This window comes from Chromobacterium alticapitis (assembly GCF_002924365.1).
In the GTDB taxonomy this organism is placed as follows: domain Bacteria; phylum Pseudomonadota; class Gammaproteobacteria; order Burkholderiales; family Chromobacteriaceae; genus Chromobacterium; species Chromobacterium alticapitis.
In genome coordinates, this window is the sequence record NZ_PQWB01000040.1 from 1 (window position 1) to 23860 (window position 23860).

The following is a 23860-nucleotide window of genomic DNA, read 5'->3' on the forward strand; positions in this document are numbered from 1 at the left end:
ACAATATCAAAGCGGCACGCGAACAACTGGGTTGGTCGCCAGACCAGTTACTGGCGCTATGCAAGCTGGCATGAGATAGCATTGAATGGCCCTGGGGTGCGGGCCATGTACCAGCAACTGGCGCAGCAGTACGGCGTCAAATGGCAGGCGCGCAATTACGACCGCGAAGACTGGGACCAGGCCGACATTCCCAACCGCTGCTTGTCCGCCGCCACCGCCTGCCTGTACGGCGTGACGGAGGCTGCGGTGCTGGCGGCCGGCTACGCGCCGGCCATAGGCTTCATCCACAGCGGCAAGCCGCTGTCCTTCGTTTACGACGTGGCGGACGTTTATAAATTCGAAACCGTGGTGCCGGTAGCTTTCGCCGTCGCCGGCAAGCCAGTGCACAACGTGGAGCGCGAAGTGCGCCAGCGCTGCCGCGACATGTTCCGCAAGACGCGGTTGCTGGAGCGCATCATCCCGGACATCGAAACCATGCTGGACGCCGGCGGCCTGGACAAGCCGGAGGCGCAGGGCGTCGTGGACGCGGCGTTTCCGGAGGACGAGGGGTTGGGCGATGCTGGTCATCGTACTTGAAAACGCGCCGCCCCGGCTGCGCGGCCGGATGGCTATCTGGCTCTTGGAAATCCGCGCCGGCGTTTACGTGGGCGCCTACAACCGAAAAATCCGCGACTACCTGTGGCTGCAGGTGGAGGAAGGGCTGGAAGACGGCAATGCGGTGATGGCCTGGCAGGCTACTACCGAGGCCGGCTTCGACTTCGTCACCTTGGGCGCCAACCGCCGCGTGCCGGCCGAGTTCGACGGCGCGAAATTGGTGTCTTTCCTGCCGCCTCCCGTATCGGAAGAGACTGGCGAATAGGGGCCGGGCGGCGCGGATGGGAAGGGAGGTTTGGCTCTTTAAAAATCGGTAGATTTTTAGATGGTGTTTTTTGTTTTGAAAATCAGTTATTTGCAAATGGTGTGTTCCCCGCAGGCGCGGGGATGAACCGCCCAACCCCAACCCCAAGAAGGCGGACCCGAAGTGTTCCCCGCAGGCGCGGGGATGAACCGCAGGCATCCAAATACTGGCCGCATCGCGAGCGGTGTTCCCCGCAGGCGCGGGGATGAACCGCAGGCATCCAAATACTGGCCGCATCGCGAGCGGTGTTCCCCGCAGGCGCGGGGATGAACCGGCGCCGGGGAGCCTCCCGGACAATGCCGTTGTGTGTTCCCCGCAGGCGCGGGGATGAACCGACCCTGCTGGCGCTCGCCGCGGGCCTCGAGCAGTGTTCCCCGCAGGCGCGGGGATGAACCGGCCGTATAGAGCGAAATGTGTCTGTTTCTAGAGTGTTCCCCGCAGGCGCGGGGATGAACCGATCATGAGGCCACCCCCTGCTAAAATTGGTTAGTGTTCCCCGCAGGCGCGGGGATGAACCGAAAAATGCCGTAGCGTTCTTCCAGCTCGCCAAGTGTTCCCCGCAGGCGCGGGGATGAACCGTCTTCGACATCTTCGTCGCGAATGCCAGTTACGTGTTCCCCGCAGGCGCGGGGATGAACCGACTTCCGCCGGGAGGCGGAGCAGCAATTCCCAGTGTTCCCCGCAGGCGCGGGGATGAACCGGGAGCGATGAATCAGATGGCCCAGGCTATCCAGTGTTCCCCGCAGGCGCGGGGATGAACCGACCGTTAATGCGGATGGTGAGGTGGTCGTGAAGTGTTCCCCGCAGGCGCGGGGATGAACCGCGCTTGGCGGCGCAGCCAAACCGAGACCGCGGGTGTTCCCCGCAGGCGCGGGGATGAACCGGCGACCAGCGTCGCTATTACGTCGCCTGTCCTGTGTTCCCCGCAGGCGCGGGGATGAACCGTATGGATTTCGATTGTCCCGTTCGAGGGCAATGTGTTCCCCGCAGGCGCGGGGATGAACCGCCGGCGCAGTGAATCGCCGGAGCTAACCGGAAGTGTTCCCCGCAGGCGCGGGGATGAACCGCTCGACAATCCAGTGAGACACGGCGTTCTTGAGTGTTCCCCGCAGGCGCGGGGATGAACCGCCGGCAATAGACTGGCTGTGCGGATCGGAGCGGTGTTCCCCGCAGGCGCGGGGATGAACCGGCAGCGGCGTACTATCCCCCAGCGTGAATGGCGTGTTCCCCGCAGGCGCGGGGATGAACCGCCACGGAAGGTTCTCACGGAGTTTTCTTGGACGTGTTCCCCGCAGGCGCGGGGATGAACCGTCGCGGTTGCAGAGAAGTCCAGTGCGGCACCAGTGTTCCCCGCAGGCGCGGGGATGAACCGGTGATCACAGCCAAGAAGCAGATCATGGGAGCGTGTTCCCCGCAGGCGCGGGGATGAACCGACTGAGGCATCTCTTATTGATTCATTTGAGCGGTGTTCCCCGCAGGCGCGGGGATGAACCGCTGGGCGAAACTGTCGGAAACCTGGAGCGCAAGTGTTCCCCGCAGGTGCGGGGATGAACCGCAGACTTACACGGACCTGACCGACGCTAAGACGTGTTCCCCGCAGGCGCGGGGATGAACCGCAGGCTGCAGTTGTGATAGACCTTGACCAGCAGTGTTCCCCGCAGGCGCGGGGATGAACCGCGAATGATCCCATGAGTCATGCGCGTGTCGCGCTCGCTGGAAGGTTTTTCCTTTTCAAGATAATTCATATAAGTAAGATCTCTCATTGAATGAGTGGGGGCCAAGTGCCAGTCTGAAATTCCCACATAGGAGGAACGAAGATGGCTTTTCCCACGGCAGTCAACGATCAAATCACCGACGCCATCGCCCAGGCCAATGTCAAGGTGGTAGCCGAGGCGCCGGCCATGGCGATGGGGGCGATCTATCAGACCATGGCGCATTCCGCCGGCATTCTGTTTGAGAACGCCGTGTCATCGCAGCAGCAGATGACGGCGCTGGCGCAGTCAATGGCCAATATGGGCGTGATGCAGATCTACAGTCTGGATACGCCCCCATCGGGACTGGCGCTTGCCGGCGTGCCGGACAATCTGTCCAGCTTGCTTGCCGTGCTGCAAGCGTTTCGCGTGCGGGCCGGGACGTGACGGAGGGGGTGGCTTGACGCGCGCTTGAGCCAAGCCTCGTCTCCGCGGGGGGCGCAAGCAGCGGGGCTGGATCGTGACTGTTTTCGAGTCGCACGGGCTTGGAGCGCGGGGCTTCAGGCGGTTTCGCTCAGCAGCTCCAGGCATCGTTGCGCGGCTACGGACAGCTGGACATTTTTGCGCCAGATCACGGTCAGCAGCCATTGCAGGTCTCCGCATTCCAGCGGCACGGTTTCCACGCCGGGCGGGATGTGATGCTGGGCCAGCAGCCTGGGCAAAACCATCACGCCCGCGCCGGCCGCCACCAGGGACAGGCAGAAGGCCAGGTTGCCGCTTTGCGCCACTTGCCGGCGCGAGATGTCCAGCCCCGGGCAGCACTGCTCGATGCGGCGGTTCAGGATGGAGGCGCCCAGCAGGCGCACCCAGGGTTGCTCCGCCAGATCGGCCAGCGTCAGCTTATGGCGATGGGTCAGCGGGTGGCGCGGCGGCAGCGTCACCACCAGGGGTTCTTCGCAGATCGGGTGCCAGGCCAGGTCGGCGCCATCGGGCCGCAAGCTGATGGCCAGTTCCACCTCGCCCTTGCGCACGGCCTCTTCCAGCTCCAGGCCGCCTTGCTCCAGCAGTTGCAGCTCCACTTGCGGGAAGCGGCGGTGGAATTCGGTCAGCGTCGCGGCCACTTGATCGGTGCTGCCCAGGGGCGGCAGCCCCAGGCGCAGGGTGCCGGCGGCCAGGCTGTTGAGCAGGCTGACGTCGGCCTGCATTTGCGCGCTGCGTTCCAGCAGCGCCTTGGCGTGATGGAATACCAGTTCGCCGGACGGCGTCAGTCGGGAAGGCACGCCGGGCTTGCTGCGCACCAGCAGCAGGGTGCCTAGTTCCTCTTCCAGTTGCTGCACGGCCTTGCTCAGCGCGGGTTGAGTGACGTGGATGCGGCGGGATGCCCGGAGGAAGCCGCCATGCTGGGCCACGGACACAAAATAGCGCAGATTTTTCAAATCCATACGGAACTATACCTTATCCATATACGGTGTATGAAGATTATTCATTTACGCTAATTTAATCAGCGCCTCTACTATCGCCCTTCGGAAAGCGTTGCTGCACTGCAGCGTTGATTGTCGAAATGCATAAGTAAGGGGGCCTGCTTTGTACAAGGATTGTTCGCGGCTGGATCAAGCCCTGGCCTGGGCCGCGCAACGCTACCCGCAACGGCCGGCGCTGCAGGCGGAGGATGGTTCGTTCAGCTACCAAGAGCTGGATCAGGCGGTGGATGGCTTGTGCGAGGCGCTGCGGCGGGATGGCGTGGCTGCAGGCGACCGGGTGGGCGTATACATCGCCAAGAGTGCGGCGGCCGTGGTGGCCATCCATGCCGTTTTGCGGCTGGGGGCGCTGGTTGCGCCCATGGATGTGCGCGAACCGGCGGAGCGCGGCGCGCGCATGCTGGCCAATGCGGATATGGATTATCTCCTGGCGGCGCCGTCCAGCCGCGCCGCTGCTGGCCAAGTGGCGGCGGCGCGCGGCGCGAGCGAAGAGGCGCGCGCGGTCGGCGGCTTGTGGCTGTTCGGCTTGCCCGGCCAGCCCGGCCGGCATGCCGGCGACGAGGGCGGTTATGTGCTGTTCACCTCGGGCAGCACCGGCTGGCCCAAGGGCGTGCGGCTGTCGCATGGCAATGTGCTGCATTTCGCAGTCTGGGCGGCACGCGAGGTGGGGCTGGGCTGCGAGGACCGCGTGGGTTCCCAGGCCGCGCTGACTTTCGATCTGAGCACGTTTGACCTGTTCTCCAGCGCGCTGGCCGGCGCCTGCCTGTGCCTGCTGCCGGATTATCTGAAGTCCTTCCCGCGCGATGTGGCGGCCTGGCTGGACGGGCAGCGCGTCTCGGTGTTCTACGCCGTGCCCACGCTGTACCAAATGCTGCTGCTCAAGGGCGGCATAGAGGCTTCGCCCCCGCGCGCGCTGCGGGCCGCGCTGTACGCCGGCGAGCCCTTCCCGCCGCAAATGCTCAAGCGCTTCCTGCAAGCCTTCCCCGATCTGCCCGTTTACAACCTGTACGGCCCCACCGAGACCAATGTCTGCACCGCCGAGCGGGTGAGCCTGGCGGGTCTGGACACGCCCTTGCCGTCCATAGGCTGGGCGATAGACGGCGTGGAAGTGGAGGTGATAGGCGAAGACGGTGGCGCGGCGGCCGAGGGCGAGATTTTCGTCGCCGGCCCCACCGTGTTCGCCGGCTACCTGGTGGATGGCGTTTGCCGCGACGCGCGCCGCCTGGTGCGCTTCCGCGATGGCGAAGAGCGGCTGGCCTACGGCACCGGCGACATCGGCTACCAGGCTGAGGACGGCCGCTTCCATCTGCAAGGCCGGCGAGATCACCAAGTGAAGCGGCGCGGCCACCGCATTGATCTGCTGGACATTGAAAGCGCCGTGCTGGCGTTGCCGGGGGTGGAAAACGCCGCCGTGGTGGCGAGCCATGGCGCGGACCAGGAATGCGAGATCTGGGCGCACGTGGTCAGCGCGGGCGCCAGCCTTGACGACATCGCCCGCGGCTTGCGCGAGGCGCTGCCGCAAAGAATGCAGCCGGATGGCGTGGAAATGGCGGCCAAGCTGCCCGTCACCGCCAACGGCAAGATAGACCGGCGCGCGCTGAGCGCGCTGCATCCCAATGGAGAATGAAACGATGAAGACGATTGAAACGCTGTGCGCGCTGATCCAGGACAATTTGCTGAGCCAGCATCAGGGCGCCCAACTGACCGTGACGCCGGAAACCGCCTTGCTGGAAGAGGGCTGGCTGGATTCGCTGACCATCATGTCCATCGTCACCGCCGTTGAGCAGGAGTTCGCCATCGCCTTCCCGGAAAACAAGATCGTGGCGGCCTCGTTCCGCACCCCCGCCGCCCTGTGGGCGGTGGTGGAAGCCGGTCTGGCCGCAACCGTTTGAACGCGGACGCGCGGAGACGATGATGCTGTTCGAGTGCGAAGACAAAGCGATTGAGCAAGCCGTGCGAGATAGCCGCGACCAGGCTGCGGCGCTGCTGCCCAGCCTGGAAGGGCGGGATTTCCGCGGCCGGTGGCGCGTCATGGCGGCCACCGGCCTGCTGCGGGCGGACGAGGGATCGGCCGCGCGCAAGCTGGCCATGGCGGAGGGCTTGGGCTGGGCCGGGCTGGACGCGGGGCTGTGCTATGCGATGACGTCGCAGCTGTTCGGCATGCAAATGCCGATGCGGCCGTGGCTCAGCGAAGGCCAACGGCGGCGCCTGGCAGGCCTGGAAAGCGGAGAAACCTTGCTGTGCCACGCGCTGACCGAGGCGCATGGCGGCAGCGATCCGATGTCCATGGAAACGGTGGCCGAACGCCAGCCGGACGGCTCCTACCGCCTGAGCGGGGAGAAGCGCTTCATCACGGCGGCGCCGGCGGCGGACCAGGGCCTGGTTTTCGTGCGCACCGGCAAGGGGCGTTCGCCGTTCGATCTGTCCGCCGCGCTGGTGGACCTGGCGGCGCCCGGCGTGTCGCGCAGCGCGCCGCTGGCCAAGACGGCCTTGCCTGGCGTGCCCATGGGCGTGCTGAGCTTCGACGGCGTGCGGCTGAGCGAAGACGATCTGCTGGGCGGCGAGGGCGCGGGCTTTTCCGTGCTGACCGCCACCACCACCTGGGAGCGCGCCCTGCTGATGGGCTACGCCCTGGGGCCGATGCGGCGGATGCTGGAGCAGACCGTGGAATGGGGCCGTGCCCGCCAGCACTTCGGCCGCGCCATGGGCGCCAGCCATCTGGTGGCCGGCCATGTGGCGGACATGAGCCTGGCGCTTTACCGCTCGCGCCAGATGCTCTATGGCATGGCCCGCCGCATTGATGCCGGCGCGCCCATCCGCCAGCTGAGCGGCGAGGCGGCCATGGTGAAGATCTCGGTGTCCGAGGATTTCACCCGGCTGTCGCAGCTGGCTGCCCAGTTGGGCGGCGTGCGCTCTTATATAGAAGACTCCGGCCGAGCGGTGGACCTGATCAGCCCGTTGGCGGCCATGACTTACGCCGGCGTCAATGATTTGCTGCGCATCAGCGTGGCGCGGCAGGCCGGCCTGCCGGTGGAAAACTGAAATTTCGCAATACCAATCCGAGGTCAATCCTATGGCTTTACCGCATCAACTCGACGCCATCCTGGCGTTGGTGGACGAAATCGGCGCCCAACTGACTGATTTGGCGCCGGCCGTGGACAACCGGCAATCCGACAGCAGCGAGAGCTACCGCCTGGTCAAGGAATCCGGCCTGCTGGGTTTGCTGATTCCGCGCCAGGCCGGCGGCGCCGGCCTGAATTACCAGGAATACAGCCAGGTGCTGGCGCGGCTGGCGCAATACGACGCCGCCACCGCGCTGGGCTTCAATATGCACAATGTGGCGCTGGGCTCGCTGTGCGAATCCGCGGACAAGCCGATGCCGCCCGCCGCCGAGGCCTTCCGCGCCTGGGTGTTCGATGAGGTGATCCAGCGCAATATGATGTTCGCCTCCGCCACGTCTGAAACCGGCAGCGGCGCGCGGCTGCGCGGCATTCAGACGCATTATCGGCCGCATGAGGACGGTTTCCTGCTCAACGGCACCAAGTCCTTCGTGTCCCTGGCCGGCGCGGCGGACTACATCGTGGTGACCGCCAGGCCTGAGGGCAGCGACAGCGACAGCGAAGTGACCCACTTCGTGGTGGGGCGCCATGACGAAGGCGTGCAGCTGGGCCAGGTGTGGGACGGCTTCGCCATGAACGGCACCCAGACCGCCAGCATGACGTTTGAAAACGTATGGCTGCCGCGCCAGCGGCTGTTCCTGGCGGTGGAGGGCATGTCGCTGTTCAAGCTGGTGCGCGAGCCGCACTGGATGATTTCCGGCTACACCGGCGTGTATCTGGGCATCGCCAGCGCCTTGCTGGCCCACATCACAGAGGCGGTGCGCAACACGCCGTCGCAATGCGAGTCCAGCGCCATCCTGCAGGAAGTGGGCAAACTGTCCGCCGAGCTGCAGGCCGGCCGCGCGCTGCTGAACGAGGCCGGCGGCGCCATCTCGCAGCGCCGCGGCACCATAGACGCCAACGCCGCCGTGCATGCGGCAAAGTATTTCATCGGCGAACTGGCGCCGCGCATGGCGATGGCGGCGGTGCGGATTTGCGGCGCCGGCACGCTGAACCGCAGCCGGCCGCTGGAGCGGCTGCTGCGCGAGTCTTTCTTTTGCAACGTGATGCCGGCCAAGCCGTTGGATTGCCTGGAGTATCTGGGCAAGGCGCAACTGGGCGTCAATCTGTTCGACGCGCGGCAGATGAACTGGTAGACGGCCATGCACATTCCCGCTCAATCGCGCCGCGCCGCCTGGCTTAGCGCCTATCTGCTGCTGGTGGTGATGATGGCAGGCACGCTGCCCACGCCGCTGTACCCGGTCTACGCCAAGCAGCTTGGCTTGTCGCCCTTGCTGGTGACCATGGTGTTCGCGTCCTACGCGCTGGCCATCCTGTTCAAGCTGATGGTGTTCGGCAAGCTGTCCGACCTGCTGGGAAGGCGGCCGGTGCTGGGCCTGGCGCTGGGTCTGACGCTGGCGGGCCTGCTGGCCTTCCTGTTCTGGCCCACGCTGACCGGCCTGTTCGTGGGCCGCATCCTGTCCGGCATGGCGGTGGGCCTGATGGTGGGCGCCACCACGGCCTATCTGGCCGAGCTGCTGCGCAATCGTGCGCTGGCCGCGCTGATCACCAGCCTGAGCAATATGAGCGGTTTGGGACTGGGCGCGCTGCTGTCCGGCGCGGTGTCGCAGTACGCGGCCGAGCCGCTGCATGCCTGCTACCAGGTGTCGCTCGCCTTGCTGTTGCCGGCGCTGGCCTTGCCCTGGCTGCCGGAAACCGTGAAGCATGACGGTCCGCGACCGGCGCTGCGGCTGCAGCGGCTGCGGGTGCCGCCGGAAATCCGCCAAGCATTCGTGGCGGCGGCGCTGGCGGTGTTGTGCGGTTTCAGTTTTCTGGGCCTGTTCGCCGCGCTGGCCGGGCGTTTTCTGGCGGTGGGGCTGCACCGGAGCGGATTCTTGTTGAGCGGGGGCGTGGTGTTTTCCGCCTTTTGCTGCGCGGCCATCGGCCAATTGCTGGTGATGCGGATGTCGCCGCGCAAGGCGTTGCCGGCGGGCGTGCTGCTGCTGCCGCTGGCGCTGGCCTGCGTTTGGGTGGCGTTCCGCATGGCGTCCATGCCCTTGTTCCTGGGCGGCGCGGCCTTGGGCGGCGTGGGCGCGGGCATCGCCCTGCGCGGTGGGCTGGGTTTGGTGACCATGCTGGCGCCGGGCGAGCGCATCGCCGAAGTGAGTTCGTGTTTTTTCGTGGCGGCGTATCTGGGCCTGATCGCGCCGGTGGTGGGCGTGGGCTTGTTGCTGTCGGTATTGGACATGTCCAGCACCATTGGCCTGTTTGGCTTGCTGGTGGGGGCGCTGTCGATTTACAGCAGCCGCGCCGTCGCGGGCTTGGGCGAGGAAACGGCGCAGCCGGCGCTGGCTGCGAGGAGCGAGTGATGGCGAAAATTTCGCTGAGCGAAGGGGAAATCGATTATCTGCTGATCGATGGCGCGGCGGAGCTGCCGCCGCTGGTGCTGTTGCACGAAGGGCTGGGCTGCATCGCCATGTGGCGGCGCTTCCCGCACCGGCTGGCGGAAATGACCGGCCGCCGAGTGCTGGCGTACAGCCGTTACGGTTATGGCTATTCATCGGCGGCGCAACTGCCCAGGCGCGTCGATTACATGCACGTGGAAGCGCTGCAAGTCTTGCCGGAATTGCTGAGGCGGCTGGAGCTGCGGGAGCCAGTGCTGGTGGGCCATAGCGATGGCGCCTCCATCGCGCTGCTGCACGCCAGCGTGTTTCCGGTGGCGGGCTTGGCGCTGCTGGCGCCGCATGTGTTCGTGGAGGACATCACGCTGGCGGGCATAGAGGCGGCTAGGCAGTCATTTGCAAGCGGCGAGCTGGAGCGGCAGCTGGCCTTGTTCCATCGCGATCCGCGCACGGTGTTCGAAGGCTGGAGCGGCGTGTGGCTGTCCGAGCGATTTCGCGGCTGGAATATCGAGGAGTGCCTGGTCAATATCCATTGTCGCGCCTTGCTGCTGCAGGGCGATGGCGACGAATACGGCACGCTGGCGCAGCTGGACGCCATCCGCCTGGGCATGCGCGGGGTGGCGGTGCAACACTGCCTGGACGACTGCGGCCATTCGCCGCATCTGCAGCAGCCTGAGCGCGCGCTGGGCCTGGTGGCCGGTTTCATCACCCAATTGACGGACGCGGCTAGCCGCGTGCCGGAATTGCAATGAAGCCGCGGGAGAGCGCATGAGATTGCGGTGCCGAATCGAGGCCGGCGAAACCTTGGGCGGCAGCACGCGGCGCGTCTGGCTGCATCCGCTGCTCGCCGAGGGCTGGCATTACGCCGCCGGCCAGTATCTGAAAGTGGATTTGCCGGAGCTGGGCGGCGCGTATTTCTCCATCGCCAGCGCGCCGGGCCAGGCCGAGCTGGAGCTGCATGTCGACGCGCGCTCCGCCAAGGCGCTGCGCCTGGTCGAACTGGCCGAGCGGCGCGAGACGGTGGACGTGGTGCTGCCGCTGGGGGATTGCTGCCTGCGCGAGTCGCCGGCGCAACCCTTGTTGCTGGTGGCGGGCGGCTCCGGTTTCGCCCAATGCCAGAGCTTGCTGCTGCGGCTGGCTGAGCTGGACTGTCGCCAACCTTTAGTCTTGTTGTGGTCAGCCGACGAGGCCTATCTGGCCAGCCGCCGTCCGTTGTTGGAACGGCTGGCGCGGCGGTTGGACCTATCGGCGCAAACGCTGCCGCGGGAGGCGGGCATGGACGCCGAAGCCTGGCTGGCCGCCGGCTTGCGCGGCGCGCGCGCGCGCCATCCTTCGGCTCGAATCATGGTATGCGGCTCCAAGGCCTTGCTGGAGACGGTGCTGCGCCATGTTCCTGAGGAGAGGGTGCTGAGCGATATGTTGCCGGCGGTTGCCGAGAGGCAGGCTATGGTTTGATCTGGCGCGGCCATCCTTCATGCATTTGCTTTGCTGATTGCCTATGTTGAGAGCGTAGCCGTCGCCAAGCCTGGCGACGGCGCAATATGGGAGGCGGAGCATGGACTTATTGTTGTTGTCTCACCCGACTTTCGGCGCGCTGGGCATCATGGCCGCGGTGTGGGTGCTGGTGGAGGCGCTGAACGCGAGCAGCGGCAACGAGGCCAGGATACGGTTCGCCTCGCGAATCGTGGCGTTTTGCATAGGGATGTCCTGGGTGCTGGGCGGCTATTGGTATGTGCATTTCTATGGCCATGACAAGGCGCTGATCCTGAAGGGGCCGCTTCCCTATGCGCACAATCTGGTGATGGAGACCAAGGAGCACCTGTTCTTCATCGTGCTGATTCTGGCGTTCTACCTGCCCATCGTCGCGGCGCGCGGCTTGCACGAGAATCCGGCTGCGCGGCGCATGACCATAGCCGCGGCGGGTCTGCTGGCGCTGACCGCGTTCGCGGTGGAGGGGGGCGGGGCCATCATCAGTTTCGGGGTTAAGGCTGCCTTGCTGCAGCATGGAGCTTAGCCATGGAATATTCGCTGAACCGTCATGCCGGCGGCTTCGCCCTGTCGGCCTGCATCGCCATTCTATTCAATACCGCGCTGGCCTGGCTGAAGGACAGCATGCCGGCCCTGAACAGCTGGATGGCCTCCTTGAGCGGCCATCACTGGACCACGCATGGATTATTCGATCTGGCGGTTTTTATCGGGTTGGGCCTGGTTTTTTCCCATGCGCCCCTGCCTGAGCGGCTGGGCGGCGACGGCATGGCCAAGCTCTTGGCCGCCTGCACCGTGGCGGCAGGCTTGGGTCTGTTGCTTTGGTTCCTGTTTGTCTGATTCAAGCGGAGGGCTGGGGACTGTCTTTGTCGGCCAGATGGTTCACCAGCCTGAGCGTCAGGCTTTCCCGCGCCGCGTTGGCGGGCCAGACGGCGTAAACGCCCAGCGCTTCCACCCGCCATTCCGGCAGCACGGCGCATAGCCGGCCTGCCGCCAAATCCTCCTCCACCAGAAAGACGGGCGGCGTGGCTAGGCCGCAGCCGGCGATGGCCAGCCGGCAGGCCGCGTCTATGCTGTTGCTGGTCAGCCGCGGCTGGAAGGCGAAGGCTTGCGCTTCGCCGGAGTCCAGGCGCAGCGTCTTGCGGTTGGGCCGCATTCGTATGCCCAGCCAGGGCCAGTCCGCCAGCTCCGCCGGAACGCGCGGCGCTTCTCGCTCAGCCAGCAGCGAGGGCGCGGCCACGGTGAGGCGCGGCATGTCCAGCAAGCGCCGCGACTTCAGCGCGCTGTCCGGCAGTTCGCCTATGCGAATGGCCAGGTCTATGCCGTCGCGTATCAAATCCCGCTTCTCATCGCTGAAGTCCAGCGCCAATTCCACTTTGGGATGGCTTCGGGAAAAGCCGGCCAGTTGTTCCACCAGAGGATGGCGGGCGAAAAAGGCCGGCAGCGTCACGCTGAGCGAGCCGGCCGGCTCCGCCGCGCGGCCTGCCAGCGCGTTGAGTCCGCTTTCCGCCGCCTGCAGCATGGCCTGCGCATGTTGGTATAGGTCCTGGCCGTCCGGTGTCAGCGACAGCTTGCGGGTGGAGCGGTACAGCAGCGCCGCGCCGAGCTTGGCTTCCAGCTGCGACACATGATGGCTGACCACCGATGGCGAGAGCTGCAGGGCCCGCGCGGCGGCGCGGAACGATCCGGTTTCCACGGTTTTGGCGAACACGGCCAGCGCGCGCAGTTCATCTATCATTGTTCGATTTTTTCGACTAGACAGTTTTAATTGATCTGGATTGTAGCTTAGTTGGCGCCGATGCATAGTGGGTGCATACCCATACGCAGGAGACTGCCATGCAGGACATACGCTGCGCCATCATCGTCGATCCCGAGCTGCCTGCCGGGGTTATCGCCAATACCGCGGCTGTGCTGTCGTTGACGCTGGGCCGTCGCCATCCGGAGCTGATAGGCGAAGATCTGCTGGATGCGCAAGGAGAGTCCAGGAGCGGCATCACCACCTTGCCCATTCCCATTCTGAAGTGCGGCGCGGAGCAGTTGCGCGCCTTGCGCGCGGCGGCCAGCGAGCATGGCGACGAGCTGACGCTGGTGGAACTGATCAGCGCCACGCGCAGTACCCGCAGCTACCAGGAATACGCGGCGGCGCTGGCCGCCACTGCGGAGGAGGCGCAGCAGTACCAGGGACTGGCCTTGTGCGGCCCGGCCAAGCGGGTGAGGCAATTGACAGGCAGCCTGGGCTTGCTGCGCTGAGGAGGCTGTCATGATCTGGAGCTTCATCATCGCCACCGCCTTGGTCACGCTGTTGCCGGGGCCTTCCATGCTGGTGATCGTGGCGGCGGCTCTGCGCGAAGGCTGGCGGGCCGGCGCGATGGCATCGCTGGGCGTGGTGGCGGCGGACGCCATTCTGCTGCTGGCGGCCTTGAGCGGCCTGGGCGCGCTGGCGCAGGCTTCGCCGGCGTTGTTATTGGCGCTGAAATGGCTGGGCGCGGCTTATTTGCTGTGGCTGGGCGTAGGGCTGCTGCGCGCCGCGCCTGCCGCAGCGTCATCGATCTCGCCTTTAGCGGGCGGCGCGTTCCGCCGCGGGCTGATGGCCACGCTGCCCAATCCCAAGATCGTCGGATTCCTGATTGTTTATTTTCCGCAATTCATCCGGCCGGAGCAGGACGCGGCGCGGCAGATGCTGCTGCTGGGGCCGCTGTTCCTGCTCACCGTGCTGGCGGTGTTCCTGCTGTGCGTGGCGGCGGCGCGCTTGCTGGGCGGCGCCTTGGCCGGGGGAGGCCGCAACTGGCCTAGCCGCTTGTGCGGCTGCTGCTTGATCGCCTGCGGTCTGTACTCTGCCTTGGGTTGAGGCTTAGACCAACGCGCGCTCCAGCCAGCGCCATAGCTCGGGCGCGGTGAAGTCCGCGATCACGGCTGCCGCGCCGGCATCCAGCAGCTTTTGCGGCGGCAGCGCGCCGGCGATGCCGTAGCTGTGGATGCCGGCGGCGTGGGCGGCGCGCATGCCGGATGGCGAATCCTCAAAGGCGCAGGCGCGCTCGGCCCGGCCGCCCAGCCGGGCCAGGCCGGTCTGATAGGGCAGGGGGTGGGGCTTGCCGCGCTCCAGCTCGTCGCCTATCACCAACGCGTCTATCCGGCTGTCCAGGCCCAGGCCGGCCAGCATCAGCTCGGCGTTGGCGCGCGGCGCGTTGGTGACCACGGCGATGCCGACCCCATGGCGCTCGGCCCAGTCGAACAGTTCCCGCGCGCCCGGCGTCGGCGTCAGCCGGGTGACGGAGTCGCGGAACAGCCGCTCCTTGCGCTCGGCCAGCTCCAGGTGCCGCTCCGGCAGGTCCGGGAACAGCCGGGCCATGATGGCTTCGTTGGTGGCGCCGACGATGTGGTGCAAGAAGGTGTCGTGATCCAGCGCGCGGCCGTATTCGGCCATCAGGGTATGGAAGGCGTCGAAGTGCAGGTCGTCGGTGTGGGTCAGGGTGCCGTCCAGGTCGAACAGCAGGCAGAAATCGGCTTTGGCGTTCACGGATAGCCCTTTGTTTTCAATCGCATGGACAGTTGGAAAAACTGTACTGGCGCGTACTGTTTTGTGGAGTGGCCATGATGGCACTCTCGACACGAAAACGCCACAGCGATGGCGGCATTACGTTTACGGCGGTAGATCCGGCAGAGGAGATCCTATTGGGGCGCGCCGCAAAGGAGGCAATTCCACTCACGCGCCGACGCGACTGTTCATCGGCATCTAGTTTCAAGCGAATCCATGCTTGCTTAATGCTATTGGTCTTCTAGCATCAGAGATGCATTTCTATGTCATCAACGATCAAGGGGAGATATGCATGGAGCGGAATCCACAACAAACGGCGGCCTGTCCGTTCGAGGCGCTGGAAGGCAGCGGAGAGCGGCTGTCCGCCGGCAAGGGGCGCGAGGCGCGGCACGCCATCTGGCGGCTGGTGCAGCGCGGCCTGGTTTATCCGTCGCCGGAGGCGGTGTTCGCGATCTTCAAACTGCGGGCTGATGACAGCCTGTCCCTTGAGCGGCTAACTGAACTGATGGCTGCCGTGCGCCGCGAAATCCACCAGCAATACGGCAGCAGCCATACCACCGCCATCGTGGGCGTGGGATTCGAGCTGTGGCGGCGCTGGGCGGAAGCGGCGGGCTTGAGCGTGCCCAAGGGCATGCGCTTGAGCCGGCCGCTGATGCAGTCAGCGGATGCGGAGTCCGAAACGCGCTCCCAGGTCTTCGTCGACGGCGCGGCCGCGTTCAGCGATAGCGGCGGCGACTTGTGGTTCCACATCAAATCCCGCGAGGCGGCGCATTGCGACCAGGTTTTCGCCTTCATCGATGAATGGCTGAGCGGCGAGCAGGCCATCAACCCAGACGCGACGGTGCGGCAGCATGCTTCCACCAAGGCCAGCACCTTGGACCGCACCGGCGGCAAGGTGCTGGGCTGCCGTTTCTCCGAGAACTTGAACAATCCCTCCGACCCGCTCAGCATCCAGCAGCAGACCATAGTCGGCTTCGATGATCTGGCGCACGCGGGGGCTTCTTATGTGCTGGCCCAGCGCTTCCGCATCAAATGGGACAATATCCTGAATATGAGCCCGTCGCAGATCGAGGATCTGGTGGGCCGCACCACGGACGATATCCTGATCCCAACCCGGGACGACCGCAGCCACATCAAGTGTTCGCGCGCGCAGGACGGCGAGGGCAACACCATGGCGGTGCTGCGGCTGGGGCTGCCTTTCGGCCAGTCCGACGCCGTGCGCAATATCGACCTCAGCCGCAAGGGGGCGAGCCTGCGCGACGAGGAGGGCGTGGTGTTCGCCGGCTATGCCCGCAGCGCGGAGGCGCTGGAAAGCATTGTGGCCAATCAGATCGGCGGCGGGGAGGGACCGATCCGCGACCGGCTGCTGGCCAATGTCCACGCCGATGCCGGCGGGCTGTTCTACATCCCCAGCCAGGCCGACCTGGGTCTGCCCGAGGTGGACGTGCCGGACATCGCCGATCTGGAGTGGTCGCGCTTTCCCGGCGTGGATTGGGATAGGCTGGACCGCCACTTCACCCAGCGCTCCAAGAATGGGCTGATGTATTACAACCACAAGGATTACCTGTTCCAGATGGCGACGATGCCGGAGCAGGACAAGGCATTCAAGCGGCCGCCCTCGGCGCGCGTGCAGTTGCTGCTGGCCAACGCCTTCATGCGCTGGCAGGACAACTGGTATTTCGACCGCAAGCAGCAGGAGCTGGGCCATTTGCGGGACTGGGTGGCGAAGAAGTTCGGCGCGGCCAAGGTCGAGGACGTGATGGCGCTGCCGGTGATGGAGCGCATGGGCTGGGCCATCCGCATGACAGTGGGGCATGCCTATGTCGATCCGGAATACGGCCGCCGCGGCCGTTGGCAGGATGAAGAGGGCAACTGGATCAACGGCGCCGACACTTATCGCATCCAGCCGGAGGAGCTGATTGCCGGCGGCCTGCCCAATATCGGCCTGGGCCAGGGCAAGTACGTGATGGAGTACGCCCGCCGCGACGAGGAGATGGGCAATTTCTTCCGCGGCTTGGGCGCAGCCTCCGGCGTCGGCCACGTGGTGCCGGGCTATGGCGAAGCGTTGGAACTAGGGCTGGATGGGCTGCAGCGCAAGGTGGCGGAGAAACTGGCCGGCTGTCCCGAGGCGTCACGCTCCCTGTACCTGGCGATGCAGCAGGCCTTGACCGGCGTCAGCGAGCATTGCGAGGCCTATGCCGCACTGGCGGAGGCGATGGTCGATGGCATGGCGGATGGCCAGGCGGCGGAAAAAGCCAATCTGCGCGCTTTGGCACAGCGGATGCGCAAGCTGGCGCACGGCAAGCCGGAAACTCTGCTCGAAGCCGCGCAGCTGGTGTTCACCCTGCACGCCTGCCTGCATTTGGCCGGGGAGCCGACGGCGGTGGGCCGGCTGGATCAGTTGCTGGCCCCGTTCTACTTGGCGGACAAGCAGGCTGGCCGGCTGAGCGAGGAAGAGGCGCAGGAGATCATAGACTGTTTCTGGATCAAGATAGGCGAGAAGGTGCAGAGCAACCGCCTGTTCGTGGAAGATCATCAGCCTTACGGCAATATGGCGATGGGCGGCGCCAGCGGCAACTACCCGCAGGGCGCGGCCAATAACCAGTGGATACAGCAGGTGACGGTGGGCGGCACCGTGGCGGACGACAGTCCCGGCGCCGGATCGCCGGCCTACAACGACGTCACCATCCTGTGCCTGCGCGCGGTGCGCAGGCTGCCGCTGAACGCGCCCTGTCTGTCGCTGCGCCTGCGGCCGGACGCGCCGCGCCAGGTGCTGGAGGAAGCGGCGTTGGCCATTCTGTCTGGGGGCGCGCATCCTATCCTGCTCAACGACGAAGCCATCATCGACGGCCTGCATCGCAGCGGCGACGGCGTGGGCGAGGGCGCGAAGGTGGCAGAGCGCGCCGAGGGGCGCTGGCGCAGCGAGGTGGCGCTCAGCGCCGCCCGCGATTACGCCTGCGACGGCTGCTACGAACCGCAACTGTCCGGCCGCAACTGGTTCACCTTGGGCGGGATGAACATGCTGGTGGCGCTGGAGGCGGCGATGAACCAGGGCAAGAGCTGGGCCATGGCCGGACCGGTGTGGTTCCGCGGGCAGCGGGTGTCGTTCACTTCGGCCCCGCCGGAGGAAATCCATAGCTACGCCGAGCTGGAAGATTTGCTGCTCAAGCACCTGCGCTGGATGTACGCCAAGCAGCTGGATGGCCAGCTGGCCGGGTTTGGCCAGATGCAGCAGGTTTGCCCCACGCCCTTGCTGTCGTTGTTTGTGGAGGGCTGCCTGGACAAGGGGCAGGACCTGTACGAAGGCGGCGCGCGCTACAACGTGATCGCGCCATGCTTCACCGCGATCCCCAGCCTGATCAATTCCCTGTGGGCGATTCGCAGCATGGTGTTCGAGCGCGACAGCGCCGTGACCTCGCTGCCGGAGTTGGTGCAGGCGCTGATGTGCGACTGGGGCGAATCCATGCAGGAGCCGTTTGTCAGTTCGCTGTCCGGGCCGGACCGCATCGCCGCGCAGGCTGAGCGCTACCGCGATTTGCGCAAGGCGGCGCTGGCGCTGCCGCGCTATGGACGCGGGCACGAGGGCATTGACGCGTTCGGCGACCATATTTGTGGCCGCATCGCCGATACCGTGGTCGATCTGTTCCATAACCCGGTGCAATCCACCGGCGATCAGATGGTTGCCCTGGCCCAGCGGCTGGGCACGAAGGAGCAACCGTTCGGAGGCTTCCAGATCCAGCCGGGCGTGGGCACTTTCGAGAACTATGTCGAGTTCGGCGGCATGGCCGGGGCGTCGGCCGACGGGCGGCGCAACGGCGAGACCATTTCGTCCGACCTCAGCCCGACGCCCAGCCCGGCGGACCGGCCGGTGGCGCATCAGGAAGCGGCGTTCGGCAAAGTGCTGGATGGCTACACGGGCGAGGGCAACCGCGCCTTCAGCGACGGCGCGCCCATCGACCTGTGCATACGCGAGGACTTCCCGCGCGAGGAGCTGGTCGGGCTGCTGGACGCATTCGCGAATGGGGCCGGCTCCAACATTCTGACCGTCACCTGCGGCGATCCGGACACGCTGGCCGGCGCCGCGCGCGACCCGGAGAAGTATGATCTGCTGCGGGTGCGGATGGGCGGCTGGACCGAGTTCTTCGTCTCCATGTTCCCGGCCCACCAGCGCCAGCACCAGCGGCGTCCGCTGGATGTTTCCGGCGGCTGCCCGGAAGGGGAGGGCAAGCGCTGAGCGGCGATGGCAAAACCCTTGATGCTGCGTTGCGCCGACGGGTCCTGCGGTTTGTACTGCCTGCGTCGGCGCGCCTTGCCTCAAACGCCTCGCAGAGTTTTGTTAGCGGTCTAAGCAGGCTGTCGAGCAACAAAAAAATGCCGCCGGATGTCCGGCGGCATTTTCATTGCGGGGAGGGATCAGGCGCAGGCCGCGTCGTCCACCCAGCGTATGGCTTGGCTGGGCACGATCTTGCTTTCCGCCTTGATCTGCAGGGCGAGGCCGCCGCAGGAGGTTTCGCGGTACTTGGCGTCCATGTCCTTGCCGGTTTCGTACATGGCGGCGATGACCTTGTCCAGCGACACCTTGGGGCTGCTGACACGGTGCATGGCCATGCGGGCGGCATTGATCGCCTTGACCGCGGCGATGGCGTTGCGCTCGATGCACGGAATCTGCACTTGGCCGCCCACCGGGTCGCAGGTCAGGCCCAGGTTGTGCTCCATGGCGATTTCGGCCGCCATGCACACCTGGGACGGGCTGCCGCCCATCAGCTCGGTCAGGCCGGCCGCGGCCATCGAGCAAGCCACGCCCACTTCGCCCTGGCAGCCCACTTCCGCGCCGGAGATGGACGCGTTGAGCTTGAACAGGCAGCCGATGGCGCCGGAGGACAGGAAGAAGCGCAGGCAGCTGTCGTCGTCCAGCGGCTGGATGAAGTGGTTGTAGTAGGCCAGCACCGCCGGCACGATGCCGCAGGCGCCATTGGTGGGCGCAGTCACTACGCGGCCGCCGGCGGCGTTTTCCTCGGACATGGCCATGGCGTACATATTGACCCAGTCCATCACGCTCATCGGGTCTTTGGCCACGGTCAGCGAGCTGGTCAGCATGCGGTGCAATGCCGGGGCGCGGCGCGGGATGCGCATGGGGCCGGGCAAATTGCCCTCGGTGCGCATGCCGCGCTCTATGCTGCCCTTCATCACGTCCCACACGCGGCGGAAGTGGGCCTGAGTGTCCTTGACGTCGTGGAAGGCCTTTTCGTTTTCCAGCACCAAGGCGGCGATGGACAGGCCGGTTTCCTCGCACATGTCCATCAGCTGCTGGGCGGTAACGAAGTGATACGGCACGGGAGTGTCGCTGCAGCTGGATTGGTCGAAGTGCTCCTCGTCGACGATGAAGCCGCCGCCTATCGAGTAATAGGTTTTGGTCAGGACTTTTTCGTCGCCGACGAAGGCGTGGATCTGCATGCCGTTTTCGTGGCGTGGCAGATTGGCGGTGTGGAAGTCCATGCCGAAGGCCACGCGCTGGTGGGTGCGGCCCAGCGTCAGCTGGCCGGTTTGTTCCACGTCGGCGATCAGGCCGGCGGAGTTGTCCGGGTCTACGGTGTCCGGCAGATTGCCGGCCAGACCCAGGATGATGGCCTGGTCGGTGCAGTGGCCTTTGCCGGTGAGGGCGAGCGAGCCGTAGCAGTCCACATGGACGCGGTTCACTTGGTTGAAACGGCCGGTTTCCTTGAGCGCGCCGAGGAACTGGTGGCCGGCCTTCATCGGGCCGACGGTGTGGGAGCTGGAGGGGCCGACGCCGATTTTGTAGATGTCGCTCATGCTGAACATGATGCTACCTCTTTGAATGCTGGAATCTAGGAAGAAGAACAGGCCGGGCGGTTTGGAGCGTGCGATTGGGAGGGGGCCAGAGGGCCCGGCCATGCCGGGCCTCTCTATTTCAGCGCTGGAATCCGCAGCCTGATGACTGAGTCCCAATCCCCCAGCCAGCAAGGGCGGGGGGCCTGTTGGCTTACGATCAGGCGATCAGATCGTAGAAGATCGCGGAGATGGCGATCAGACCGATCAGCACCACGAAGATGTTGCTGGCGGCGCCGGAGTACTTCTTCATCGCCGGCACTTTCTGGATGGCGTACATCGGCATCAGGAACAGCAGCATCGCGATCACCGGGCCGCCCAGGGTTTCGATCATGCCCAGGATGGACGGGTTGATGGTGGCGATGATCCAGCAGGTCACGATCATGAAGATGGCGGTGTAGCGGTCCAGCTTGGACGATTCGATGGTCTTGCCGCTCTGGCGCAGTTGCTTGATCACCAGGCCGTTGAAGCCTTCCTTGGCGCCCAGGTAGTGGCCCAGGAAGGACTTGCTGATGGCGACCATGGCGATGATCGGGGCAACCCATTCCATCACCGGGTTTTGGAAGTGGTTGGCCAGGTAGGACAGGATGGAGATGTTCTGGGCCTTGGCGGCGGCCAGGTCGGCCGGGCTCAGGCTGAACACGCAGCTGAACACGAAGAACATCACGGTCAGCACCATCATGGTGTGGGCGCGGATCAGCACGCGGCTGGAAGATTGCTCTGCGTCATCGCCGTGCAGCTTGCGTTGGTCCACAGAGAAGGACGAGATGATGGGCGAGTGGTTGAACGAGAACACCATGACCGGGATGGCCAGCCACAGGGTCTTGTAGAAAGCGCCGCTGGATACGGCGTCGCCCAGGCTGCCGGCGTGGCGGATGGCGGTGTCGCTCCATTGCGGGATCAGGTACAGGGCCAGCAGCATCAGCACGACCACAAACGGGTAGACCAGGATGCTCATCGCCTTGACGATGACCTGGCCGCCCAGGCGCACGATGGACATCAGACCCAGGATCAGCGCCAGCGAGAACACGGCGCGGGTGGCGGTGCCGGTGCCCACTTCGATGTGCAGCTGGTTATTGAGGAAGGACAGCACCGTATTGGTGATGGCCACGCTGTACATCAACAGAATCGGGTAGATGGCGAAGAAGTACAGCAGGGTGATGATCTTGCCGGCGCCGAGGCCGAAGTGTTCTTCCACCACTTCGGTGATGTCCGCGCCTTCTTTGCTGCCGGACAGCACGAAACGGGTCAGGCCGCGGTGGGCGAAGAAGGTCAGCGGCAGGGCCAGGATGGCCATCAGCATCAGCGGCCACAAGCCGCCGATGCCGGCGTTGATGGGCAGGAACAGGACGCCGGCGCCGATGGCGGTGCCGTACAGGCCGAGCATCCAGGTGGTGTCGTGCTTGGTCCATCCGGACGAGCCGGAGCGGGAGGCGGTTGAGGCGATTGCTTGTGACATGATTGAGGTGCCTTTTCGAACGATATTTTGGAAATTCTGTTTTTGGGTCCGCCGTCTTCGCTGTTAGAGGCGGAGGGGCGGACAACCGGTTAGAGCGTTTAGCCGGCGGGGTTGACGTGAGGCTTGTTGAACCTCGCCTTGCTGAGTTGCCGTCATCGTACGGGCTTTTGTAATCGGCAAGGTACACATTTAAGAACATCAGTTGATTCTTATCAAGTTAAAATTGTCACAAAGCGAACAAATGAACAAGTCAGTCCGGCTGGCAGGGCTGAGGCAACTTGTTTTTATGTGGAATTTTTAGGCATTAAATTTTAAAATTTAAAATAAACTAGCAGTTAAGTTAAACAAAAATAAAATTTAAAAGAATAAAAACCCAATCTCCAAGAATATGAGAATGTCCTGGTTTTGCAATGGGGCGGGAGTGCGTTTGAGTGTTTGCTCTGTTTGTTGGCGGGTGCGATTCCGACTCGCTCGCAATCCTGTTGTTTCTGCATAACGAGGATGAGGTGAGTGCGTCAGGAGGGGCGGTGGGTTTGATTGTATTTTGTAAGTTATTGAATTTTATTTGTAAATTTTGGCTGGCCGGATGGAGCGGGCGGAGTGATCTTGCATGGGTTTTGCTGTGAGGCAAGTTTGAAATGGAATTGTTTTTGATCGAATTTGTTCATTATCCGCACGCTATGAGTAGATTATATTTTCGAAAATGAAAATAATTTTACCAAAACGAAAATATTCGGTTTCGAAGTGTGTGAATGCCGTTATTGTGAAGTGCGTGCGTGACAGACGCGGGGTCAAGATGCGGAGCCGGAAGGGAGTGCATGCGGCCATGCATGGAAGGTAGGGTTTGTCGCCTTTGCAGGCGTCTTGCATGCGCGTCGCGCGCGGCCTCCTTGAAATGGGACCGACAGTCATGCTGCTGAAGGGCAATGAGGCGCGGGGATCGGGCGGGGATGCGGTGAGTTGATCGTTATCAAACACGAATTTACTAATTCGAACATAAAATTTTCGTGAAGTCGCATCAGCTGCGAATGGCGGACAGCCATCGCGCGCGGCACAGCCTTCCCATACTTTATTAGAGACGCAAGAAAATGAGCCATCCCTCCACTCTCGCCTACGTAGTCGACGAGGCAGCCAGCAAGCAGGAAGTGTTGCTGTCCGAGCCTGGCCGCTACCTGCTCAGTTCCGCCATGGCCGGCGCCTTGATCGCCGTCGTGCTCGCCGTCAGCCTGAAGCTGGGCCAGGTATTCTTCGCAGCCGGCGCGCCTGGCTACTACATCGCCACCTCCGGTTTTTTCGGCGTGGCGCTGGTCAGCATCATCGTCTGCAAGGTGGAGCTGTTCACCAGCAATGTGATGTATTTTACCGTGGGACGCCTTAGCGGGCGTTGCGGCACCTGCAACCTGCTGCGCAGCTGGGCCATGGTGTATGTCGGCAACCTGATCGGCGTGCTGCTGTTCGTCGCCGTGCTGGCCGGCGCCGGCGGAATGGGCGCGCTGCCCGCCGACCATCTGCTGTTCAATGTGGTGGAACACAAGGTGCACGCTTCTTCTATGGAAATTTTCTGGAAAGGCGTGCTGTGCAACTGGGTGATCTGCCTGGCGGTATGGGTGCCGATGCGCCTGTCCAACGAGGCGGCCCGGCTGCTGATCATCATGCTGCTGGTGTTCGTGTTCTTCTTCTCCGGTTTCGAGCACAGCATCGCCAATATGGCCTTCTTCTCGCTGGCCAAGCTGCAAGGCATGGCGGGCCTGGAATGGAGCGACATCCTGCATAATATGGCGCCAGCCACCTTGGGCAATATCGTAGGCGGCGCCATCGGCGTAGGCCTGGTGGTGTTCTGGCTGGAACGCCACACTTTGCAGGCTGTCTGAGATGGATAGGGCATTTCAGGCTGTGAACGGCATGTAAATGTTCGTTTTCGAATGTAGTCGGCTCGGTACATCGGGTGCCGCGCCGATTTTGCTGTA

At 64.5% G+C, this 23860-nt stretch carries 21 protein-coding genes and 1 CRISPR repeat array; of the genes, 16 read left to right on the forward strand and 5 right to left on the reverse strand.

Features of this window, described 5'->3' with window-relative positions; translation table 11 throughout:
* Positions 1-96 precede the first annotated feature (96 nt).
* The 3 genes from cas1 (at position 97) to C2I19_RS10570 (ending at position 3036) form a co-directional block, all read left to right on the forward strand.
* Positions 97-576: a CRISPR-associated endonuclease Cas1 gene (cas1, locus tag C2I19_RS10560; protein WP_255410699.1), complete on the forward strand. Its 480-nt coding sequence runs from the start codon at positions 97-99 to the stop codon at positions 574-576.
* The gene (gene cas2e / locus C2I19_RS10565; protein WP_103902658.1) at positions 557-859 is read left to right on the forward strand and encodes a type I-E CRISPR-associated endoribonuclease Cas2e; all 303 of its coding nucleotides are present in this window, start codon (positions 557-559) and stop codon (positions 857-859) included. Before cas1 ends, cas2e begins: the two co-directional genes overlap by 20 nt.
* Before the next feature lie 101 nt (positions 860-960).
* Positions 961-2575: a CRISPR direct-repeat array (repeat unit 29 nt; unit sequence GTGTTCCCCGCAGGCGCGGGGATGAACCG).
* Between the two features lie 140 nt (positions 2576-2715).
* A complete protein-coding gene (locus C2I19_RS10570) occupies positions 2716-3036 on the forward strand; it encodes a RebB family R body protein (RefSeq protein ID WP_103902659.1) in 321 nt (106 codons plus the stop codon).
* A gap of 113 nt (positions 3037-3149) precedes the next feature.
* On the opposite strand, the gene C2I19_RS10575 is transcribed toward C2I19_RS10570, so the two are convergent.
* Positions 3150-4031: a LysR family transcriptional regulator gene (locus C2I19_RS10575; RefSeq protein WP_103902660.1), complete on the reverse strand. Its 882-nt coding sequence runs from the start codon at positions 4029-4031 to the stop codon at positions 3150-3152.
* A 142-nt stretch (positions 4032-4173) separates the two neighbouring features.
* On the opposite strand from C2I19_RS10575, the gene C2I19_RS10580 reads away from it, so the two are divergent.
* From C2I19_RS10580 to C2I19_RS10620, 9 genes are all read left to right on the forward strand, one after another.
* The gene (locus C2I19_RS10580; RefSeq protein WP_103902661.1) at positions 4174-5694 is read left to right on the forward strand and encodes an AMP-binding protein; all 1521 of its coding nucleotides are present in this window, start codon (positions 4174-4176) and stop codon (positions 5692-5694) included.
* Positions 5695-5698: 4 nt separating this feature from the next.
* The gene (locus tag C2I19_RS10585) at positions 5699-5959 is read left to right on the forward strand and encodes an acyl carrier protein (protein ID WP_158253687.1); all 261 of its coding nucleotides are present in this window, start codon (positions 5699-5701) and stop codon (positions 5957-5959) included.
* A 22-nt stretch (positions 5960-5981) separates the two neighbouring features.
* Positions 5982-7109: an acyl-CoA dehydrogenase family protein gene (locus C2I19_RS10590; protein ID WP_199181142.1), complete on the forward strand. Its 1128-nt coding sequence runs from the start codon at positions 5982-5984 to the stop codon at positions 7107-7109.
* Between the two features lie 31 nt (positions 7110-7140).
* A complete protein-coding gene (locus C2I19_RS10595) occupies positions 7141-8322 on the forward strand; it encodes an acyl-CoA dehydrogenase family protein (RefSeq protein WP_103902664.1) in 1182 nt (393 codons plus the stop codon).
* A gap of 6 nt (positions 8323-8328) precedes the next feature.
* Complete coding sequence (locus C2I19_RS10600) at positions 8329-9534, forward strand: MFS transporter (protein WP_103902665.1); 1206 nt, start codon at positions 8329-8331, stop codon at positions 9532-9534.
* A complete protein-coding gene (locus C2I19_RS10605) occupies positions 9534-10319 on the forward strand; it encodes an alpha/beta fold hydrolase (RefSeq protein WP_103902666.1) in 786 nt (261 codons plus the stop codon). The genes C2I19_RS10600 and C2I19_RS10605 overlap by 1 nt, the downstream gene beginning before the upstream one ends.
* 16 nt (positions 10320-10335) lie before the next feature.
* Positions 10336-11022 (forward strand): ferredoxin reductase domain-containing protein, encoded by a 687-nt coding sequence (locus C2I19_RS10610; RefSeq protein ID WP_103902667.1) that lies wholly within the window; start codon positions 10336-10338, stop codon positions 11020-11022.
* Positions 11023-11122: 100 nt separating this feature from the next.
* Positions 11123-11581 (forward strand): hypothetical protein, encoded by a 459-nt coding sequence (locus C2I19_RS10615; protein WP_103902668.1) that lies wholly within the window; start codon positions 11123-11125, stop codon positions 11579-11581.
* A gap of 2 nt (positions 11582-11583) precedes the next feature.
* A complete protein-coding gene (locus C2I19_RS10620; protein ID WP_103902669.1) occupies positions 11584-11892 on the forward strand; it encodes a hypothetical protein in 309 nt (102 codons plus the stop codon).
* A 1-nt stretch (position 11893) separates the two neighbouring features.
* Here C2I19_RS10620 and C2I19_RS10625 read toward each other — a convergent pair whose 3' ends face one another.
* Positions 11894-12790, reverse strand: a complete 897-nt coding sequence (locus C2I19_RS10625; RefSeq protein WP_103902670.1) for a LysR family transcriptional regulator — start codon at positions 12788-12790, stop codon at positions 11894-11896.
* Between the two features lie 98 nt (positions 12791-12888).
* Between C2I19_RS10625 and C2I19_RS10630 the strand changes: the two genes are divergently transcribed.
* Together C2I19_RS10630 and C2I19_RS10635 are read left to right on the forward strand one after the other, a co-directional pair.
* On the forward strand, positions 12889-13302 hold the full coding sequence (locus tag C2I19_RS10630; RefSeq protein ID WP_103902671.1) for a DUF2000 domain-containing protein: 414 nt from the start codon (positions 12889-12891) through the stop codon (positions 13300-13302).
* A gap of 10 nt (positions 13303-13312) precedes the next feature.
* Complete coding sequence (locus C2I19_RS10635; protein WP_103902672.1) at positions 13313-13900, forward strand: LysE family translocator; 588 nt, start codon at positions 13313-13315, stop codon at positions 13898-13900.
* Positions 13901-13903: 3 nt separating this feature from the next.
* Here C2I19_RS10635 and C2I19_RS10640 read toward each other — a convergent pair whose 3' ends face one another.
* Entirely contained in the window at positions 13904-14569 is a 666-nt protein-coding gene (locus C2I19_RS10640; RefSeq protein WP_199181143.1) for an HAD family hydrolase, read from the reverse strand.
* A 310-nt stretch (positions 14570-14879) separates the two neighbouring features.
* On the opposite strand from C2I19_RS10640, the gene C2I19_RS10645 reads away from it, so the two are divergent.
* On the forward strand, positions 14880-18821 hold the full coding sequence (locus tag C2I19_RS10645; RefSeq protein ID WP_103902702.1) for a Dyp-type peroxidase: 3942 nt from the start codon (positions 14880-14882) through the stop codon (positions 18819-18821).
* 179 nt (positions 18822-19000) lie between these two features.
* On the opposite strand, the gene C2I19_RS10650 is transcribed toward C2I19_RS10645, so the two are convergent.
* Both C2I19_RS10650 and C2I19_RS10655 read right to left on the reverse strand, forming a co-directional pair.
* The gene (locus C2I19_RS10650; RefSeq protein WP_103902673.1) at positions 19001-20407 is read right to left on the reverse strand and encodes an L-serine ammonia-lyase; all 1407 of its coding nucleotides are present in this window, start codon (positions 20405-20407) and stop codon (positions 19001-19003) included.
* A gap of 187 nt (positions 20408-20594) precedes the next feature.
* Positions 20595-21893 carry an HAAAP family serine/threonine permease gene (locus C2I19_RS10655; RefSeq protein ID WP_103902674.1) on the reverse strand — a complete coding sequence of 433 codons (1299 nt, stop codon included), beginning with the start codon at positions 21891-21893 and terminating at the stop codon, positions 20595-20597.
* 1088 nt (positions 21894-22981) lie between these two features.
* Here C2I19_RS10655 and C2I19_RS10660 point away from each other — a divergent pair.
* A complete protein-coding gene (locus tag C2I19_RS10660; RefSeq protein WP_103902675.1) occupies positions 22982-23764 on the forward strand; it encodes a formate transporter FocA in 783 nt (260 codons plus the stop codon).
* Positions 23765-23860 lie beyond the last annotated feature (96 nt).